Origin of the sequence: Pseudomonas sp. FW305-28, assembly GCF_017351395.1 — a bacterium.
GTDB classification, from domain to species: domain Bacteria; phylum Pseudomonadota; class Gammaproteobacteria; order Pseudomonadales; family Pseudomonadaceae; genus Aquipseudomonas; species Aquipseudomonas fluorescens_AA.
Genome location: NZ_JACNDD010000070.1, coordinates 1 through 19,725, shown reverse-complemented (window position 1 = coordinate 19,725; position 19,725 = coordinate 1). Strand labels below are relative to the sequence as shown.

Below are 19,725 nucleotides of genomic sequence, written 5' to 3'. Positions count from 1 at the left end.
CCGGGCGCTATCGGGCCCGACAGCACCACTTCGCACCAAGGACGCCACGGGAAGTTAGCGATGCCAGGTCTTGAAAACGATTACCTCACTTACGATTTCGACATTACTTTCGAAAACAGCGTCGCGCTGGTGGCCTTCACCGACTCGCACCGGCACAACCTGTGGTCGATGCCACGGATGGCCCAGCTGACCCGACTGCTGAGACAGTTGAACGAGGATGACGCGGTAGGTGCAGTGCTGCTGCACAGCGGCGAGGGCCGATCGTTCGGTGCCGGCGGCAGCTTCCACGAAACCTCGACATTCACCGGTGGCAACGAGGTCGATGTCTGGATCGATCACGTCACCGACCTGTACATCGCAGCCCTGCAGTTGAACCGTCCGCTGATCGCAGCCATCGATGGCTACGCCATCGGCATCGGCCTGCAGATAGCCCTGACCGCCGACTACCGGATCGGCAGCGATCGCTGCGTGCTGAAGATGCCCGAGTTCGAACTGGGCATCGCCTGCACCTTCGGCGGCTTCATGCTGGAGAAGATCGTCGGGCGCAGCCTGATGCAGAACATGCTGATGTCCTGTGCCGAGTGGCCAGCACCGCGTGCCATGGCCGACGGGCTGCTGCATGCAGTGGCCGATGCCGGACAACTGCGCGCCAGCGCCCTGGAACAGGCCCACCGCGCCGCCGCGTTCACCGATGCCGCGTTCCGCAATACCAAGGCCTACCTCAACCGAGACTTCATCGCCGGGCTGGAGCAGACCCGCATCGCCGGCAAACAGGCGCATCGCGCGGCCTTCGCCGCTGGCGAGGCACAGGGCCGGATGAAGACGATCCTCAACCGCTCCAGTGTGCAACCGAGCCTGGAGGCGACCCCATGACCGTACAACCCTGGTTGCTGCTTTCCAGCCGTCCCCTCGACCGCTTCGAATCCGCCCACGTGCCGCTGGCCGCCTCGGCTTTCCACGGCTATGCCTCGGCCTGGCCGGTCCCCGCGCCCGACGACCGTCACGATGCGTCTGGCCGTCCTCGCACGCGCCTGCACGTAGGGGGAGACAACCTGATCGAGGTGCAAGGCGACCAGCTGACCGTGACGACCAGCAGCCGCAACACCTGCGCGCTGTACTGGAGCGCCGACCATCAAGGCAACTTCGTCCTGTCGACCGACCTGCTGATCGCTGCCAGCGCCTGGATGAGCCTGACCGATTGCCAGTTGGGCGTGCGCGAACAGGCGGGCGTGCACCTGGACGATCGCTCGAGCATCCATGGCATCGGCCGGTTGTTGCACAGCAGCCGCCTTGAGGTTGTGTTGCAGGGCAACCAGGTGCGCGTCGGACGTGACGCAATGCAAGACACCCTGGCCCTGCAAAGCGACCGCTACGGCGACGCCCTGTTCGCCGGACAGACGCAGATCAGGGCGTTGCAGGAAAGTATCGCCGGCCATCTGCAGCGGCCCGGCAAGGTCGCCGCACTGGTTTCCGGCGGTGTCGACTCCGGGTTGGTCGCCGCCCTGCTCGCCGCGCAGTGCCCGGACTTCGAAGCCTTCAGCATCGGTACCCCCTGGGGCAACGAGTTCGATGACGCCCAGCAACTGGCCGACGCACTCGGACGCCCGTTGAACCGTGTCGAACTCGACCCGCAATCGATCCTGCTGGCGCTGCCCCAGACCATCCGCGCCTTTGGCCATCCGCAGCCCCAAGCCGTAGAGATCGGCGTGGCAATCACCGCGTTCTGTCGGCAGTTGGAAGAAGGCCGGACGATTTTCACCGGTTATGGCTCGGATCTGATCAACTCCGGCATGGCCACGGGTGACGGCCTGGCTGAAGATATCCGCAGCAGCATCGCGGTCGAGGTCGACAAGACCCGTTACTCCAGCGAACTCACAGGCATCGCGGCCCAAGCCTGCGGCAGCGAACTGGTTCATCCCTACTGGGACCTGCCCGTGCTGCGTAGCGCGCTGGACACGTGTCCGTCGGTCAAGACCACCCGCGGCCGCGAAAAGGGCCACCTGCGCCTTGCCGCCGAGCAATGGCTGCCTGCCGAGGTCGCCTGGCGCAAGAAGACCGCCATCCACCACGGCAATGGGTTGGGCACGGCGCTGTCGCAGTTGATCGACGTCACCACCCACCAGTCCGCCAGCGCGCCGGCGCTGTACCGCCAGATCCTGGCGACCCAGCTGGACCAGGCCGTACGAGCCCCATTGGCGCCGCTGTGTGCCGAAGAAGTACTCGACCGCGCCCTGCACTCACTCGCTCACTGCCGCTGAAGGAACCGCCCATGAACTCATCCGTTTCCTTGCGCGACCTGCGCGGCCAGACCCTGACCGCCTCTGGCCTGGGCGTCCATCTGCCGGACGAAACACCGCTGGCGGCCGTTCGCCAGGCGGTGCTCGACCATGGCGTGACCCTGCTGCGCAACGTCCACTTCGACGAAGACAGCTTCCGGCAGTTCGTCGAAAGCCTGGGGGACAAGGTGTCCTACGACGAGGGCAACGCCAACGTTGGCTACGGCTTCGCCGACATCCTCAAGCTCGACGGCACCCACGATAAGGAAAAGGTCATTACCGGCCGGGGCAGCCTGCCGCTGCATACGGACGGCATCCTGCTCGGCACCCAGGTCGACCTCATCATCCTGTATGCCGCCGACGTTGCAAACATTGACGAAGATGGCGCAACCGTCGTGTGCGACCAGCTCGCGGCCTGGAAGGACATGCCCGATTCGTTGCGCCAACCGCTGCTGGACGGCCGGCTCGAATACCTGGCCTTCGAGCGAGGCTATTTCGCCACGGTGCCCGAGGGCTGGTATCCGATATCCACGTTCCGCGACTACGGCCGTGTCCGCTCGCTCAACCTCGCGTTGCCTTTCGACAGCCAGGTCAAGGCCAGTTGGGATGTTCGCGTGCCGGGGCTGAGCGAGGACGCATCGGCTGCCTGGTTCGCGGAACTGGAACGGCACCTGACAGCCGACCCGTACCTGTACTGCCATCGCTGGCGCAAGGGTGACCTGTTGATCATCGATAACCAGCGCACCCTGCACGGCCGGCGCGGGCTATTGCCCAATACCTGCCGCAAGCTACTACGCGGCCAGGTGACGTTCGAGGCCATCGCCTCGGCACCCGGCGCGGCGCTGGAGAGTGCCTGAGCGTGTGCACGATCATTGCCGCGCTCGGCCTTTCACCGCAGTGGCCGGTGTTGCTGGCCTCGGTGCGGGACGAGTCGGTCGCGCGCCCATGGCAAGCCCCGGCCGCGCATTGGCCCGAGCAGCATCCACAGGTGATCGGCGGCCTGGACCTGCAATCCGGCGGCACCTGGCTGGCGCTTGACGTTCACCAGCACCGCGCGAGTTTTCTGGTCAACCGCCCAGAGCACCTCGCCGGTAAAACCCGCAGCCGTGGCGAGCTACCGCTCATCGCACTGCAAGCACCCGCGCAGCGCTGGGACGCCGACAGCCTGAGCCAGTACAACGGCTTCATCCTGGGACTGGCCGATGCCAACGGCCTGGTGCTCCATCAATGGGACACCCGCACCCTGCGCTCAGTGCATCTGGGCAAGGGTCTCCACGGCCTGTGCTACCGCGGCATCGGCGAGGATCACCCACGCCTGGCACGGCACCTGCCCCGTTTCGCCGCCAGCCCGCTGCCTCGGCCCCTGGCGACGGCCTCCCCGGCGCAAGCCTGGGGTCGCTGGCTGCACCTATTGGCCGATGGCGGCCAGTACAGCAGCGCCGACGATGCGCTGATGTGGCGGCGCGACGTTGAAGGCGGCCCCTGGGCCTCTCAATCGGCCGCTTGCCTGGCGCTGGGCAAACAACAGTCGCGACTGGACTTCAGCGCCTCGCCACTGGACCCGACCAGTTGGCGCAACTTGCCGTCCCCTTTATCCCATTAGAACGAGAATGCTGCCTTGAACATCCACCCCCTCGCGCCGGATCAATACCCCCAGTTGCTGGCTTTCATCGGCCAGTCGAACGATGCCGACGCCCAGTTGTTCCTCGCCGGCGCACTGAGCAATCGCGCCGAGGGCCTGCAGGTCTATGTGCGTCAGGAGGACGACCACCTGCTCGGTGCCGTCGCCCTGTTGCCCAGCCTGCCGCCGTTCGCCGTGCCGGTCATCCTCGTTGCCGGCGAGCCGGACGCAGCGTTGCTGGCACACGTTGCCGCAGGGCATGTCAGCCCGCAGATGGCAATCGGTCCCAAGGCCGTCCTGGAGCGCTTGCTGGAACACTGGCCGGCCGCCTGGCTGCCGCTGATCGGGCGGCGCGACGAAGTGCTGCTCAAACAGTTCGCCCCCTTCCCGGTCGAATCGATACCGGCACTCAGCACCCGCCTGGCCGGGCCTGAGGATGAAGCCACCCTGGTTGGCTACCGGATCCAGATGGAGAAAGACTCCGGCGTAAAGCTCGTGTCCAGTCGCGAACAGGCCACGCATACCGTCCGCCAGCTCACCCAGCGCCAGGCGCTGCATGTGATCGAGGTGGACGGCCAGCTCGGCGGCTGCACGGCCCTGACCAGCCGGGACGAACAGCACGAGCAACTGGGCTTCATCTTCGTCGAGGCCCGTCACCGGCTGCGTGGCGTTTCGGACAGGCTGCTGAGTGACGTCTGTGCCGGCATCCACCGCCGCCAGCGCAAGCCGCTGACGTTTACCTGCAGCGGCGGCCCGTTGCGTCATCGCCTGGGTGAGATCGGCTTTCGCACAGTGGGCGAACATTTGAAGCTGTATTTCGGCTGATCACCAAGGAATCCAACGAATGTTCCAGCGCCAGTTCCTCAGCATGGTTGCGCATCATCGAGACCATCCGGCCGTCATCGACAGCCACGGCACGTCCAGCACCTACGGCGACCTGCTGCAAGCCATCGACCTGTTGCGCGCCCGCTTGCAGGCGGCGGGCCTGCGAGAAGGCGATGTGGTGGCGACCCAACTTGGCAACAGCACCGGCTATGTGGCGCTCTTGTTCGCCATGGCCAGCCTGGGCCTGGTCCATTGCCCGATCAATCTGGCCAGCAGTGCCGAGCACCGGGCGATGCGCCTGACCCAGGTCGGTGCCACCGTGCTGGTCAATGAACGGGGCATCGTACCCGACGGCATCGATGTACCCGGCTTCGCCCTGCACTCCTCGATCCCCGTCAACCAGGAAGCTCCCGCCTGGCAGGAGCGAACCGGGCTGATGCGCATGCAGGAGACCTCCGGCAGCACGGGTACGCCGAAACTTGCCCTATGGCGCCAGGACCGCCTGTTTCGGGAGATCCTGCACTGGGTCGAGTGCGCCGGCCTCGATGACAGCGCGCGCTACCTGAACATCCACACCCTCGATGGCGGCCATGCCGTCGACCTCCATGTGTTCCCTGCCTTGCTGACGGGCGCCACGCTTTACCTGGGCGAAGCGTCCCGAATCGAGGACACCCTGCGCACCCTCGACGAGCAGCGCATCAGCGTGATGAGCGCGTTGCCCTCGCAATACCTGGCGCTGGCGCAAGCCGCGCAACGGCTCGGCACCCGGTTGCCGGCGCTGACCCGGCCGTTCTGCGGCGGCGCCTACCTGGACGATCAGGTGGTGCTCGAAGCCGAGCGCGATCTGGGCATACACATCAAGCGAATCTATGGTTCCACCGAGTTCGGCATGATCCTGGCCAATTTCGCCCCCGGCCTGCAGGTCAACTGCGGCATGCGTGCGGTGGGGGATGTCGAGGTGACGCTGGCGGTGCTCGACCCCGCGCAGCCGGAGGTCGGCGAAATCGTCGCTCGCTCCGCGCATCGCGGCTCCGGTTACTTCCCCCTCCCGGCCAACCCGGTCGAGGACGACGCCTATCCCACCGGGGATGTCGCACGAAGACTGGACGATGGCAGCCTGATGCCCTTGGGACGCACGAACGACGCCCTGCTGACCGCACAGGGGACACAATTCACGCCCGCCCTGGAAGGACGTCTTGCACAGTCGCTGGTACTCGAACGGGTGGTCGTGCTTGTCGACGAACAGGATCGCCGTCGCGCCCACGTGGTGCTGCAAGCCAGCCCCGTCATCGCTGCTCAAAAGCGGTCGACGCTGGTCATGCTACTGGAGCGACTGGGTGTTGCCGCTGGCATCGCGGCAATCGAAAGGATACCGTTGACACCGACCGGCAAGCCGGACCGCATGCGCTTGCGCATGCTGCTCGGCACAAGGCACACAGGCATGGAATCAATCATTCATCTGAAGGACCTGACATGAGCGCCACGCACATTCAGCCAAAAGGCTTTCGTAGCATCATCGCCAACCTGGGCATCAAGGACAGCCGCGACGACTTCATGGCCGTCATCTCCGACGTGCCGGCCAGCATCAGTGCCGTGTTCACTCAGTCGCGCTTCGCCGGCCCGAGTGTGACGCTGTCCCGCGAGGTCGCCCAGCGCGATACCGCACAAGGCGTGGTGGTGATCGCGCGCAACGCCAACGTCGCCACGGGCCCAGAGGGCCTGGCCAATGCCCAGGAAGTTCGCGCGGGGCTGGCCCGGGCCGTGGACGTCGACCCGCAGGCGCTGGTAATCGCCTCGACCGGCGTGATCGGTCGCCAGTATCCGATGGAGAAGATCCGCACCTTCCTGGGCAACGTACCGCCCCTGCAACCCGCCGACTTCCAACGCTGCGCGGCGGCGATCATGACCACCGACACCCACACCAAGTACGCAGCACGCCAGGTCGGCAGCGCAAGCCTGGTTGGCATCGCCAAGGGCGTGGGGATGATCGAGCCGAACATGGCGACCCTGCTGACGTTCTTCTTTACCGATGCCCGCATCGCCCCCGATGTGCTGGATGCGCTGTTTCGGCGGGTGATCGACAAGACCTTCAATGCCTTGAGCATCGATACCGATACCTCCACCAGCGACTCGGCGGCGATCCTCGCCAACGGACTGGCGGGCGAAGTGGACATGGTCGAATTCGAGCAAGCGCTTTATGACATCGCCCTTGGGCTGGTGCGCATGATCGCCTCGGACGGCGAAGGCGCGAGCAAGGCACTGGAGGTGCACGTCACGGGGGCGCGTGATGATGCGCAGGCCAAGCGTGTGGCCAAGGCCATCGTCAACTCGCCGCTGGTCAAGACCGCTGTCCATGGCGCAGACCCGAACTGGGGGCGCGTAGCCATGGCAATCGGCAAGTGCGAGGCAGAGCAGGACATCGACCCGGACAAGGTACGCATCGTTTTTGGTGAGACCGAGGCGTATCCACAGCAGTTGGACGAGGCCGGGCTACTGGCGGTCAAGGGTTACCTGCAGGGCAAGGAAGTGCTGATCTCGGTAGACCTGAACATCGCCCAAGGGCAGTTCACCGTCTATGGGTGCGATCTTTCGGAGGGTTACATCCGCATCAACGCCGACTACACGACCTGAGTACCGGCGTGGGCTGGAGTTCGAGGGTGGAACCGTGGTGCCCGTGCATTCAATGGGCACCACGGATCCTGTGCGGGCCACAGCAATAGCGGCTCACGGCCAACGAGCGAGCCTAGGCCCCGAGGGCATCGTTGATGCCGTGTCAGCAGCGCCCTTCCAGAATCGCCGCATACCCCTCGCGAAAACTCGGATACCGCGGCGACCAGCCCAGGGCCTTGGCCCGGGCGTTGCTGCAGCGTTTGCTACCGGCGCGGCGGACGCTGGCGTTTTCGGCCCATTGGGTGACACCCATGTAGTTGCGCAGCCAGCCCACCACGTCGGCCAGCGCGGCGGGCGTGTCGTCGACACCGATGTAGCAGTCTTCCAGGGGCTTGCCCTGGCGATCGGCTTCCAGCAGAAAGGCCAGCAGGCCCGCCGCGTCGTCGGCGTGGATGCGGTTGGCGTACAGGGGCGGATCTTCCACCACGCTGTAGCCCTGGCGCACCTGGTTCAGCAGCCATTCGCGGCCCGGCCCATAGATGCCGGTCAGGCGCACGCGGCTGGCGGGGATGCCACTGTCCAGGGCCACTTGCTCGGCTTCGAGCATCAGCCGGCCGGAATACCCTCCGGCCACGGTGGGCGAGGTTTCATCCACCCATTCGCCCTGCTGCTGCCCATACACACTGCTGCTGGACACAAACAGCAGGCGCTTGGGCCGCTGCCCATGCTGCTTCAGCCAGCCCAACACATGCTGCAAGCCTTCGACATACGCCGTGCGATAGCCCGCTTCGTCATGGTCGGTGGCCGCGGCGCTGTACACCAGGTAATCCAGCGAGCCGGTGGGCCAGTCGGCCGGGCATTGCTCGCCGAACAAATCCCCCGCCACCCCGATGACGCCGGCCGGCAGGCTCGAAACCGTACGCCGCAGGCCATGGACCTGCCAATGTTCGGCCAATAACTGGCGAGCCAGGCGGCCGCCGATATCACCGCAGCCGGCGATCAAAACAGAAGGCGCGGACATCAAGAACTCCTCTGGCAAAGCCGCAGACTAGCCTCCGAGGGGGACGAGCGGCTAGCCATGGGACAAAAAAAGTAACTGTATTACTTTTGTTAACAAGAATTACTTGCAATAATGCCCGCCACTTTTGTTCTCGGCCCACGAGGCCTGGAAGAACATCAACCTTCTTTTTTTCTCAGGTCCGGCCAGCATGAAACGCTCTCTATCCCCCGCTTCGCCAACCAACCGACCTCGTGCCTGGAGCACGGTAGCCGCCCTGCTGTTCAGCCTGCTGCTGGCACCTGTCGCCGCGCTCGCTGATGCACAGACGCCCGCCACGGCCCCAGCCACAACCCCGGCCGCCGCCCAGGCACCGGCAGACCCGGCCGCTCCCGTTGCGACGCCGGTCGCCACCGATCCGGCCCAAGCCGTCGAGGCCCAGGCACCTGAAGCACTCGAAGCCGACAACTCGCTGGGCATGGCCCACGACCTGTCGCCATGGGGCATGTACAAGAACGCCGACATCATCGTGAAAATCGTGATGATCGGCCTGGCCATCGCGTCGATCATCACCTGGACCATCTGGATTGCCAAAGGCTTCGAGCTGTTGGGTGCCAAGCGTCGCTTGCGCGGTGAAATCGCCGCCCTGAAAAAAGCCGCCACCCTCAAGGACGCCAGCGCCACCGCCGCGAAGGAAGGCACCCTCGCCAACCTGCTGGTGCATGACGCACTCGAAGAGATGCGCCTGTCGGCCAACAGCCGCGAGAAAGAAGGCATCAAGGAACGCGTGAGTTTCCGCCTGGAGCGCCTGGTTGCCGCCTGCGGTCGCAACATGAGCAGCGGCACCGGTGTGCTCGCCACCATCGGCTCCACCGCCCCCTTCGTCGGCCTGTTCGGCACCGTGTGGGGCATCATGAACAGCTTCATCGGCATCGCCAAGACCCAGACCACCAACCTCGCCGTCGTCGCCCCAGGCATCGCCGAAGCCCTGCTGGCAACGGCACTGGGCCTGGTCGCGGCCATTCCAGCCGTGGTGATCTACAACGTCTTCGCCCGCTCCATTGCCGGCTACAAGGCCCAGGTCTCCGACGCTTCGGCGCAAGTCCTGCTGCTGGTCAGCCGTGACCTCGATCACCTGCCGTCCGAGCGCAGCTCGCAACCGCACATGGTGAAAGTGGGGTAATCGGCCATGGGCCTGCATTTGAAAGAAGGCGCAGACGACGATCTGGCCGAGAACCACGAAATCAACGTCACGCCGTTCATCGACGTGATGCTGGTGCTGTTGATCATCTTCATGGTGGCCGCCCCGCTGGCCACCGTGGACATCAAGGTCGACCTGCCGGCGTCGACGGCAAAGCCTTCGCCGCGCCCGGAAAAACCGGTATTCCTCAGCGTCAAGGCCGACCAACGCCTGTTCCTGGGTGAAGACGAGGTCAAGGCCGACACCCTCGGTGCGACCCTCGACGCCAAGACCCAGGGCAAGAAAGACACGACGATCTTCTTCCAGGCCGATAAAGGCGTGGACTACGGCGACCTGATGAGCGTGATGGATGCGCTGCGAAGCGCCGGCTACCTGAAGGTCGGCCTGGTCGGACTCGAGACGGCGCCCAAGAAATGATCACGACGCGCCAAAAGCTGACGCGTTACAGCGGTAGCCTGGTGGTGGTATTGGGCGTGCATGCGCTCGCCATCGCCCTGGCGCTGAACTGGACCTCGCGCGCGCCCATCGAATTGCCACCCCAGGCGATGATGGTCGAACTGGCGCCAGTGCCAGCCCCGCCGCCACCGGCACCGCCGAAAGTCGTCACACCGCCGCAACCGCCCGAGCCGGTCGAAGAGCTGCCGCTGCCCAAGCTTGCCGAAGCGCCGACGCCGGAAATCGCCGTGCCCAAGCCGGTCAAGCCCAAGCCCAAGCCTCAACCGCCCAAACCCAAGCCCGTGGTCGAGAAAAAGCCGGAGCCGCCGAAGGAACAGCCGTCGGAGCAGAAACCGAGCGACACTCAGCCGACCCAGGCACCGACCGAGAAGTCCGCGCAACCGGCGCCCGGCCCGTCACCTGCGCAGACGGCCGCCAAGGCCAATTGGCAGGGCACGCTGCTGGCGCACTTGGGCAAGTACAAGAAGTACCCGCCCAGGGCGCAGCAAATGAACAAGGAAGGCACCAACCGCTTGCGTTTCGTGGTGGATGCCGACGGCAACGTGCTGTCATTCGAATTGGTGGGCAGTTCCGGCACGGAGTTGCTGGACCGGGCCACCCTGGAAATGATCCGCCGCGCCCAACCGCTGCCCAAGCCACCGGCGGAGTTGCTGACCAACGGCACCATCGAACTGACGGCACCGTTTGTGTACTCCATCGACAAGCGTCGGCGCTGATCGCAAACTTTCAAGCCCCTGTAACAGGGGCTTTTTATTTCTGGTGAAGAGGCCTTTTGGAGCAAAGGCAATGTGGGAACCAGGGCATCTGCGGGAGCAAAGCTTGCTCGCGATACAGGCACCTCGGTTCCAGTGAACACCGCGTTAACTTCATCGCGGGCAAGCCTTGCTCCCACAGACAATTCCACATTCTTGAATAAATCACCTCGCCACACAGACATTCGACAGTGTCACACCGCGCCCCCAGTCTGATAACGTGCGTCTATCGATTGCAGCCGGTATGCTTGGCTCGCAACTTCACGGACGCTCGCCATGACCCTCACAGAATTACGCTACATCGTGACCCTCGCCCAAGAGCAGCATTTCGGCCATGCAGCCGAGCGTTGCCACGTCAGCCAGCCGACGCTATCGGTGGGCGTGAAAAAACTTGAAGACGAACTCGGTGTACTGATTTTCGAGCGCAGCAAAAGCGCCGTGCGCCTGACCCCGGTGGGTGAAGGCATCGTCGCCCAGGCACAAAAAGTCCTGGAGCAGGCCCAAGGCATTCGCGAACTGGCCCAGGCCGGCAAGAACCAACTGACCGCCCCGCTGAAAGTCGGCGCGATCTACACCGTCGGCCCATACCTGTTCCCCCACCTGATTCCACAACTGCACCGGGTCGCCCCGCAGATGCCGTTGTACATCGAAGAAAACTTCACCCACGTGCTGCGCGACAAGCTGCGCAACGGCGAGCTGGACGCGATCATCATCGCCCTGCCGTTCAACGAAGCCGACGTCCTGACCCTGCCGCTCTACGACGAACCCTTCTACGTCCTGATGCCGGCAGAGCACCCCTGGACCCAGAAAAAAACCATCGACGCGGCCCTGCTCAACGACAAGAGCCTGCTGCTGCTCGGCGAAGGCCATTGCTTCCGCGACCAGGTGCTCGAAGCCTGCCCGACCCTGACCAAGGGCAGCGAAGGGGCCAAGCACACCACGGTGGAATCCAGCTCCCTGGAAACCATTCGCCACATGGTCGCATCCGGCCTGGGCATCTCGATCCTGCCGCTGTCGGCAGTGGACAGCCATCATTACTCCCCCGGGGTGATCGAAGTCCGCCCGCTGACGCCGCCCGTGCCGTTCCGTACCGTCGCCATCGCCTGGCGCGCCAGTTTCCCGCGGCCCAAGGCCATCGAAATCCTCGCCGACTCGATCCGCCTGTGCTCCGTGGCCAAGCCGCCCGCTGGCAAGTAAGCCGCGGTCATGACTGAGCTGTCGAAGGTGCCGGTCACGACACTCAAGGGTGTCGGTGAAGCCATGGCCGAGAAACTGGCCAAGGTCGGCCTGGAAAACCTCCAGGACCTGCTGTTCCACCTGCCGTTGCGCTATCAGGACCGCACCCGCGTGGTGCCCATCGGCCATCTGCGCCCGGGACAGGATGCGGTGATCGAAGGCACCGTCAGCGGCGCCGATGTGGTCATGGGCCGCCGCCGCAGCCTGGTGGTGCGCCTGCAGGACGGCACCGGCGGGCTCAGCCTGCGCTTCTATCACTTCAGCAATGCGCAAAAGGAAGGCCTCAAGCGTGGCACCCGCGTGCGCTGCTACGGTGAGGCGCGGCCCGGGGCGTCGGGGCTGGAAATCTACCACCCGGAATACCGCAGCATTACCGGCGACGAACCGCCGCCCGTGGATGAAACCCTGACCCCGGTCTATCCGCTCACCGAAGGCCTGACCCAGCAACGCCTGCGCCAGCTCTGCCAGCAAACCCTGACGTTGCTCGGCCCCAGCAGCCTGCCCGACTGGCTACCCACGGAACTGGCCCGGGATTACCACTTGGCGCCGCTGGCCGACGCGATCCGCTACCTGCATCATCCGCCCGCCGACGCCGACGTGGACGAACTCGCCCTGGGCCATCACTGGGCCCAGCATCGTCTGGCGTTCGAAGAGCTGCTGACCCATCAACTGTCCCAGCAACGCCTGCGCGAAAGCCTGCGCTCCCTGCGCGCCCCGGCCATGCCCAAGGCCAGGGACCTGCCGACCCGCTACCTGGCCAACCTCGGCTTCACCCCCACAGGCGCCCAGCAACGAGTCGGCAACGAAATCGCCTACGACCTGAGCCAGCCCGAGCCAATGCTGCGGCTGATCCAGGGCGATGTCGGCGCCGGCAAGACCGTGGTCGCCGCCCTCGCCGCGCTGCAGGCCTTGGAGGCGGGTTATCAGGTGGCGCTGATGGCGCCCACCGAGATCCTCGCCGAACAACACTTCATCACCTTCCAGCGCTGGCTCGAACCGCTGGGCATCGAAGTCGCCTGGCTGGCCGGCAAGCTCAAGGGCAAGAACCGCGCCGCCGCCCTGGCGCAGATCGCCGAGGGCGCACCGATGGTGGTCGGCACCCATGCGCTGTTCCAGGACGAAGTGCAGTTCAAGAACCTGGCCCTGGTGATCATCGACGAACAGCACCGCTTCGGCGTGCAACAGCGCCTGGCCCTGCGGCAGAAAGGCGTGGGCGGGCGGATGTGCCCTCATCAACTGATCATGACCGCCACGCCGATCCCACGGACCCTGGCGATGAGCGCCTACGCCGACCTCGATACCTCGATCCTCGACGAACTGCCTCCCGGCCGTACGCCGGTCAATACCGTGTTGGTCACCGATACCCGACGGGTGGAAGTGATCGAACGCGTGCGCAGCGCCTGTGCCGAGGGCCGGCAGGCCTATTGGGTGTGTACGCTGATCGAAGAGTCGGAAGAACTGACCTGCCAGGCGGCCGAAACCACCTTCGAGGACCTCACCGCCGCCCTCGGCGAGTTGAAGGTCGGATTGATCCACGGTCGTATGAAGCCCGCCGAGAAAGCCGCGGTCATGGCTGAATTCAAGGCCGGCGCCCTGCAACTGCTGGTCGCCACCACGGTGATTGAGGTGGGCGTCGACGTGCCCAATGCCAGCCTGATGATCATCGAAAACCCCGAGCGCCTGGGCCTGGCGCAGTTGCACCAGCTGCGCGGCCGAGTGGGCCGGGGCAGCGCCGCCAGCCATTGCGTCTTGCTCTATCACCCGCCGCTGTCGCAGATCGGCCGCCAGCGGCTGGGGATCATGCGCGAAACCAACGACGGTTTCGTCATCGCCGAAAAAGACCTCGAATTGCGCGGCCCCGGTGAAATGCTCGGCACACGCCAGACAGGTCTGCTTCAATTCAAGGTAGCCGACCTGATGCGCGACGCCGATCTGCTCCCCGCCGTACGCGATGCCGCCCAGGCCCTGCTGGAACGCTGGCCCGACCACGTCAGCCCGCTGCTGGATCGCTGGCTGCGTCATGGGCAGCAATACGGCCAAGTGTGAGCACGCGCTCAGTTTTCAAGCCCCGCGTGCAGGACAAGCTGGTTATACTGACCAACTTGTAGGAAAACGGATACAGACCATGACAGAAGCTGCCCTCGTCCCCGAAGCCCCGCACGCTCCGTCTGTTATTCGGCTGTTGCTCGAGAAATTGGGCATCGGCTATGACGAAGTACTCGAACGACCCGGCCTGAACCCCGCCCGCAAAGTGCAGGCGGTGTTGTTGCACGATGCCGTTGGCGCGCTCATGGTGCTGTTTCCGCAAAGCCAGCTGCTGGACCTCAATCGCCTGGCCGAACTCACCGGCCGCAAGCTCACGGCGGTGCCGACCGAACGCCTGGAGCGCATGCTTGGCAAACACAGCCTGAGCCTGCTGCCCGGACTGCCGGCGCTGACCAGCTCACCGTGCCTGTACGAAGAAAGCCTGCTGCGCGAACCGAAGCTGCTGATCAACTCCGGCGAGCCGGGGCTGCTGCTGGAAGTGACCAGCGAAGCGTTCAAGACCATGCTCACCAAGGCCAGCGCCGCGACGTTCGGCGAAGCCGTGAGCAACATCACCCCCAACCTGGACCGCCCCCACGACGACCGCGCGGAAATCACCCAGGCTGTGCAGGCGTTCACCGCCCGGCGTATCCAGCAACGGCTGGAAGAAACCATCGAGATCCCGCCGCTGGCTGAAACCGCGCAAAAAATCATCAAGCTGCGGGTCGACCCTGACGCCACCATCGACGACATTACCGGCGTGGTGGAAACCGACCCGGCCCTGGCCGCGCAAGTGGTGAGCTGGGCCGCCTCACCCTACTACGCGTCGCCGGGCAAGATTCGTTCAGTGGAAGACGCCATCGTCCGGGTACTGGGCTTCGACCTGGTGATCAACCTGGCACTGGGCCTAGCCCTGGGCAAGACCCTGAGCCTGCCCAAGGACCACCCGCAACACACCACGCCGTACTGGCACCAGTCGATCTACACCGCCGCCGTCATCGAAGGCCTGACCCGCGCCATGCCGCGCGCGCAACGTCCCGAGGGTGGCCTGACCTACCTGTCCGGCCTGCTGCACAACTTCGGCTACCTGCTGCTGGCCCACGTGTTCCCGCCGCACTTCTCGCTGATCTGCCGACACCTGGAGGTCAACCCGCACCTGTGCCACAGCTACGTGGAACAGCACCTGCTGGGCATCAGTCGCGAACAGATCGGCTCATGGCTGATGCGCTACTGGGACATGCCCGACGAACTGGCTACCGCCCTGCGCTTCCAGCACGACCCCAACTACGACGGTGAATACGCCGCCTACCCGAACCTGGTGTGCCTGGCCGTGCGCCTGCTGCGCGCCCGCAGCATCGGCTCCGGCCCGGACGAAGACATCCCGGATGCCCTGCTCGAACGCGTGGGCCTGACCCGGGAAAAGGCCAACGACGTGGTCAGCAAAGTGCTTGAAGCAGAAGTGCTGCTGCGGGAACTGGCTTCGCAGTTTCACAGCTGAGCACCGCTCTCATTGGGTTTTGCCACCCAGTGAGAGCGGCTTCGCTCGCAACGGATACCGCAGGCGGTTTAGCCCAAGTAACGTAGAATCCAGTCTTGTCTGGAACTACCGAAAACTCGAAAGCCACTGATCACGATCCGTTCATCCGCCATGACAACCATATCTTCCGGTACGTTCGCCCCATCGATCCCCTCATAAACAACATAGCCTACGCCATCGTTGAATTGCGGGTCTAAAGAGCCATCAGGACGGTATCGCGCTGTCAGCACTCCATTACGAGAAGTATCGAGATGCCCCACGGCGCCTGTAACAACTATCGCGCCATCAGGTCGCCAATCGCATTTTGTCCAAGTAAGATTCCTGGCATACAACGTGGCAAACAAGGGAGCTCCATTATTAAAAGCGGAATCGTAGGATCCTTGCTCATTCAAAACAACAAGCACTCCTTTTGTGCCGTCACTCTCTACAGATTCACCGACAACAAGGATTTTCTCAAAACCCGCACTTCTGCCTATCGCTATTGAAAAAAATCTTGCCGTATTGGCGAGGGGAATTACGATGGGACGGTTGTTATTGAAATCTGGATCCACCCGCCCCTCACTGTCGAAACGTACAACATAAAGCCCATACTGTATTTCATCACCATAATGACCGCAGACCAGCACTTTTGTATCCGACTGAACGGTGACACCTGAAGCAGTAGTCCATCTGTACTCGACGCCAGGGAGTTCAACAATTGAAGTGCGTCTGTCGAAAGTGTCATCCAACGAACCATCTACGTTCAAACGAATAGCAATGGCTCTGATACCTTGCGTAAGATAAGTTTGATCTACCAATACAATCTTGCCGTTTGCGTCCTCAATCGCAGAATATCTCCAGTTCCCCTCCGCCTTGCCTGAATCACTTTCACCTTCTGAACCCTGCTCGCTCTGTTGCTTGCGCCCCCAAATAGGCAGACGGACGACACCATTATTTCCAAACTCGCTATTGAACTCGCCATTCTCACGCAACTTTATGATAATGGTGCCGAAATCATCGTCGTTACCAAATCGGCCACCTATAATCGATCCGCCGTCAGACAATGAATTAATACCCAGTAAATTGGGGTGCATCCCTCTCTCTGGCAATTCAATATAACCCGTTCCCGAATTGCCAAATGTGCTGTCGAGTGTTCCATGCTCGTTCAAACGCAAGACCACCATAGGAGCCCCCACTCCCAGTAACGGCATGACTGCAAGCAATTTGCCGTTAGGAAGTGCCAATATACCGGGTGCTCCGGCCGCGGAAACTTCTGGTATGGGAAGATGCAGCACGCCCCCTTCCCCAAAGGATGGGTCGAGGGTGCCCGCTTTAAGACTGCCTGCAGGATGAGTCATGATTTTGTGCTCCATCGGTGCGTGGGGAATCCAACAACGATGTTGAGTAGACACCTCAACCCGCGATCACACACCTGTCAGAGATGACAGTTCTGATTGCCCGTACAGACAACGTGCTGAGCTGACCGGCCATTGCAGACACTGAATGGCTCAAGCGCCAGGAGATGACGGTGCCTTTGCGCCAAGGGCAGGGCGTGCCCCCTCGCCCCCAATCCCATGGTTACTCAAGCCAGATAGCGAATGATCCAGCTTCCAACGATACGGGACCAAACCGGGCCGGGTAGCCGCGCAAAACCGCCAACGACGATCCGTCCGTCTGGCATTAGCGCCATATCCTCGACCGTCTCGTACTGTCCTTCTTCGTCAAAAAGCACAAAACCAACGCCGTTGAAAGTCAGGTCCGGCGAACCATCGGAACGGAACCGTGCGGTGAGCGCTGACACGCCCTCTTCCACAACCCCTCTGCCGGTACTGCCCCCGACAAGAATGGAACCGTCTGCCTGCCATGCGCAGCGATACCAGTCATGCCCCTGACCCACCCACTTAGAGAACAGCGGCTGCCCGCTATTGAATGCAAAATCGAAGAATCCATCGCGACTCAACACGAACATCAGCCCGTGCCTGTATTGGTCGCGCCAAACATCCCCGACAACAACAATCGCGTCGTCGCGTTCTCTCAGCGCCATCGCATTCGCATTCATGAAAGTGGGATTGGCAACGGTCACAACGCCGACGCCGCCATTGAAACTGGTATCGAGACGTCCCGTTACATCCAGACGCATCACATAGATACCGTTGGAATCCGGAGTGTCTTGGGAAGAATACTCCCCGCAAACCAGCACCTGGCCATCCGCTTGAAGGACAACACTTCTGATACTGGTAGGGGTACGGGGAATACCGGGGAGTTCGATAACCACGAATCCACTCCCGTTAAACGTGTCGTCAGTAGAGCCATCCGGGTTAAGACGAAGCACCGCCCACTGCCCTGGTGACGTGCCGAACGCTACCCAACTGGGCAGAACGATCTTCCCATCCGACTGCACAACCGCAGAGACGCCCTGATTGCCTGAAGATCGCGCAGCCCCTGCGGAGGGTTCTCGGTCCCGCCGACTGAAAGTCGCCGGCCCATCTTCCCTACCTCCATCCCTTGGCTCACTACGATACGGAAGCAAACGCACACCGTCCTCGCCAAAGAGCGTATTCAGCTGTCCATCCTCCAGGAATCGCACGACATAAGCGCCGCTCTGCTCGAACGATGAAAATTGACCGATCACCAACCATCCACCATCGTCCAGGCCGCTGAGTTGGTAGACCTCCAAGTCTGTATTTTTGATGGAGAACTCCACCAAACCCGTCCCGGCGCCACCAAACGCCATATCGAGCGATCCATCCTCGTTCACTTTCGCCAGTCTGATAGGGGCGGGGTCTCCCGGTAGAAGCACGGTGATCAGCAGTTTGTTTTCAGCCAGCGGCAGGATGGCTAGCGTGCGATAGCCTGTTAAATCGGGGGTCGGCAGTGTCAGCACCCCCTCTTCGGCAAAGGTCGGGTCGAGCGTGCCAGCCTGAACGGCGCTTGGTGCCTGGGCCATGATCGTCACTCCATCAAGGTGTATGAAACCACGCGGGTTTCATCACAATGGAGCACCCAAACACCGATCCGCACACCTGTCAGAGCTGACAGTCACCATGATCCTTGACGGCCAAATCAATGGCCTTTCAGGCCAAACCCGATCAAGCCTTCGGCTTGGCCTTCTTCGGCTTCAGATACTTGGTCAGCCCCTGGAACCAGATCACCAGCGCCGGGTTGCCCTTGATCTGGATCGACTTGTCCTGGATCCCTGTCATGAACGCCAACTGCTTGTTCTTGGCCTGCATCGTGGCGAAGCCATAGGCGGCGTCCTTGAAGGCGATGGCGAAGGCAGGCTCCGGGTAAGTACCGGACTGGCTGGTGATGCGCTGGTTCTTCACGGTGAAATGCCGGGCGACCTTGCCGTCCAGGGTTTGCAGCTGGAACACCAATTCCTTGTCGCCCAACTGCTGCTGGAACGCCGGATTGGTCCGGCTGGCCTTGCCCATCAACAACCCCAGCATCCACAGCAGAAAACGAAATTTCATGGGCACAGCCTCGTGAGAAAAGATCAATGGCTGGCAGTTTAGCGATTCTTCGGCACAACGCCATCATCGGATCGCTTTGTCGGAAGATAAGCCGGTTTTCGCGAAAGATGACTGCCAAGTCACAAAACCTGAAATCAAAAGATCGCAGCCTTCGGCAGCTCCTACATCGGTTTCTGTAGGAGCTGCCGAAGGCTGCGATCTTTTGATCTTTTTGCCCTCCTGCTCCTCGGACATTTCCTTCAAAACGCCGGGCTGTTCGTGAACTAGGCAGGGCTCTGGGGCACCGCTAACCTTTGTTTGTCATCGCAAAAAACGGTGACACGGACGTGCAAGTCCGGATTGGTACGCAATTGGTCATGGCTATTGACCGAGCATTTTTTTATGCTCGCGTCCGTTATGGCGATTGTGCGTGGGAGACCTTCGGGTCTGCCGGGGGTACCAGCCGGTCTTGCACACCTACGCACAGTTGCCACCTCTTCGAATGCAAGCGAAAGGATGTCGACCCCAACTCTGGTACATAGATATGTTCAAGGTCACTCCAAATCCGCCACAAAGCGGCCACAAATCCCGCGTCGAAGCGCAGGAAGAAAAAAAGCTCGAAGACGCCGCCACCCGCGCCCTCGACTACTACCTCAACCCCAAACCCTCTGCCCCACCCGAAACCGACAAAAGCCAGCTCTTCATCGTCGGTCCCCACATCGACACCGAAACCCTCCTCGCCAACGCCTCCGTATACC

The 19,725-nt window shown here is 62.8% G+C and carries 17 protein-coding genes and 1 pseudogene; 14 read left to right on the top strand and 4 right to left on the bottom strand.

Annotated features, from left to right (window positions below):
- Nucleotides 1–60: 60 nt before the first annotated feature.
- From J4E53_RS17295 to argJ, 7 genes are read left to right on the top strand one after another with little or no spacing between them, the layout of a single operon-like run.
- Nucleotides 61–873, top strand: a complete 813-nt coding sequence (locus tag J4E53_RS17295) for an enoyl-CoA hydratase/isomerase family protein (RefSeq protein WP_060740048.1) — start codon at nucleotides 61–63, stop codon at nucleotides 871–873.
- Nucleotides 870–2,258 (top strand): asparagine synthase C-terminal domain-containing protein, encoded by a 1,389-nt coding sequence (locus J4E53_RS17290; RefSeq protein WP_060740047.1) that lies wholly within the window; start codon nucleotides 870–872, stop codon nucleotides 2,256–2,258. The genes J4E53_RS17295 and J4E53_RS17290 overlap by 4 nt, the downstream gene beginning before the upstream one ends.
- Nucleotides 2,259–2,269: 11 nt before the next feature.
- Nucleotides 2,270–3,133 carry a TauD/TfdA family dioxygenase gene (locus tag J4E53_RS17285; RefSeq protein WP_060740046.1) on the top strand — a complete coding sequence of 288 codons (864 nt, stop codon included), beginning with the start codon at nucleotides 2,270–2,272 and terminating at the stop codon, nucleotides 3,131–3,133.
- A 2-nt stretch (nucleotides 3,134–3,135) separates the two neighbouring features.
- Entirely contained in the window at nucleotides 3,136–3,879 is a 744-nt protein-coding gene (locus tag J4E53_RS17280; protein ID WP_158249660.1) for an NRDE family protein, read from the top strand.
- Between the two features lie 15 nt (nucleotides 3,880–3,894).
- Complete coding sequence (locus J4E53_RS17275) at nucleotides 3,895–4,722, top strand: GNAT family N-acetyltransferase (RefSeq protein ID WP_103309434.1); 828 nt, start codon at nucleotides 3,895–3,897, stop codon at nucleotides 4,720–4,722.
- Between the two features lie 19 nt (nucleotides 4,723–4,741).
- The gene (locus J4E53_RS17270; protein ID WP_103309435.1) at nucleotides 4,742–6,199 is read left to right on the top strand and encodes a class I adenylate-forming enzyme family protein; all 1,458 of its coding nucleotides are present in this window, start codon (nucleotides 4,742–4,744) and stop codon (nucleotides 6,197–6,199) included.
- Complete coding sequence (gene argJ, locus J4E53_RS17265) at nucleotides 6,196–7,353, top strand: bifunctional glutamate N-acetyltransferase/amino-acid acetyltransferase ArgJ (protein WP_060740042.1); 1,158 nt, start codon at nucleotides 6,196–6,198, stop codon at nucleotides 7,351–7,353. Before J4E53_RS17270 ends, argJ begins: the two co-directional genes overlap by 4 nt.
- Nucleotides 7,354–7,495: 142 nt before the next feature.
- Here argJ and J4E53_RS17260 read toward each other — a convergent pair whose 3' ends face one another.
- Nucleotides 7,496–8,353 (bottom strand): SDR family oxidoreductase, encoded by an 858-nt coding sequence (locus tag J4E53_RS17260; protein WP_060740041.1) that lies wholly within the window; start codon nucleotides 8,351–8,353, stop codon nucleotides 7,496–7,498.
- Between the two features lie 187 nt (nucleotides 8,354–8,540).
- Between J4E53_RS17260 and exbB the strand changes: the two genes are divergently transcribed.
- The 6 genes from exbB to J4E53_RS17230 all read left to right on the top strand — a co-directional run bounded on the left by exbB (nucleotide 8,541) and on the right by J4E53_RS17230 (nucleotide 15,497).
- Nucleotides 8,541–9,512, top strand: coding sequence for a tonB-system energizer ExbB (gene exbB, locus J4E53_RS17255; RefSeq protein WP_060743107.1), 972 nt, complete (start codon nucleotides 8,541–8,543; stop codon nucleotides 9,510–9,512).
- Nucleotides 9,513–9,518: 6 nt separating this feature from the next.
- On the top strand, nucleotides 9,519–9,947 hold the full coding sequence (exbD, locus tag J4E53_RS17250; RefSeq protein WP_060740040.1) for a TonB system transport protein ExbD: 429 nt from the start codon (nucleotides 9,519–9,521) through the stop codon (nucleotides 9,945–9,947).
- Nucleotides 9,944–10,702, top strand: coding sequence for an energy transducer TonB (locus tag J4E53_RS17245; protein WP_103309437.1), 759 nt, complete (start codon nucleotides 9,944–9,946; stop codon nucleotides 10,700–10,702). The genes exbD and J4E53_RS17245 overlap by 4 nt, the downstream gene beginning before the upstream one ends.
- Nucleotides 10,703–11,014: 312 nt before the next feature.
- Complete coding sequence (locus tag J4E53_RS17240) at nucleotides 11,015–11,935, top strand: hydrogen peroxide-inducible genes activator (protein WP_053126577.1); 921 nt, start codon at nucleotides 11,015–11,017, stop codon at nucleotides 11,933–11,935.
- Between the two features lie 9 nt (nucleotides 11,936–11,944).
- Nucleotides 11,945–14,020 carry an ATP-dependent DNA helicase RecG gene (gene recG, locus J4E53_RS17235; protein ID WP_103309438.1) on the top strand — a complete coding sequence of 692 codons (2,076 nt, stop codon included), beginning with the start codon at nucleotides 11,945–11,947 and terminating at the stop codon, nucleotides 14,018–14,020.
- A 79-nt stretch (nucleotides 14,021–14,099) separates the two neighbouring features.
- On the top strand, nucleotides 14,100–15,497 hold the full coding sequence (locus tag J4E53_RS17230) for an aminoacyl-tRNA deacylase and HDOD domain-containing protein (RefSeq protein WP_103309440.1): 1,398 nt from the start codon (nucleotides 14,100–14,102) through the stop codon (nucleotides 15,495–15,497).
- Nucleotides 15,498–15,565: 68 nt separating this feature from the next.
- Here the strand turns inward: J4E53_RS17230 and J4E53_RS17225 are convergent, their stop codons facing one another.
- The 3 genes from J4E53_RS17225 to J4E53_RS17215 form a co-directional block, all read right to left on the bottom strand.
- Nucleotides 15,566–16,873 carry a hypothetical protein gene (locus J4E53_RS17225; protein ID WP_158249661.1) on the bottom strand — a complete coding sequence of 436 codons (1,308 nt, stop codon included), beginning with the start codon at nucleotides 16,871–16,873 and terminating at the stop codon, nucleotides 15,566–15,568.
- A gap of 224 nt (nucleotides 16,874–17,097) precedes the next feature.
- Nucleotides 17,098–18,462, bottom strand: a complete 1,365-nt coding sequence (locus J4E53_RS17220; RefSeq protein ID WP_103309443.1) for a delta-60 repeat domain-containing protein — start codon at nucleotides 18,460–18,462, stop codon at nucleotides 17,098–17,100.
- A gap of 142 nt (nucleotides 18,463–18,604) precedes the next feature.
- A complete protein-coding gene (locus tag J4E53_RS17215) occupies nucleotides 18,605–18,988 on the bottom strand; it encodes a hypothetical protein (protein WP_060740034.1) in 384 nt (127 codons plus the stop codon).
- A 523-nt stretch (nucleotides 18,989–19,511) separates the two neighbouring features.
- Here J4E53_RS17215 and J4E53_RS17210 point away from each other — a divergent pair.
- Nucleotides 19,512–19,725 (top strand): annotated as a pseudogene (locus J4E53_RS17210) (hypothetical protein); the annotation flags it as partial.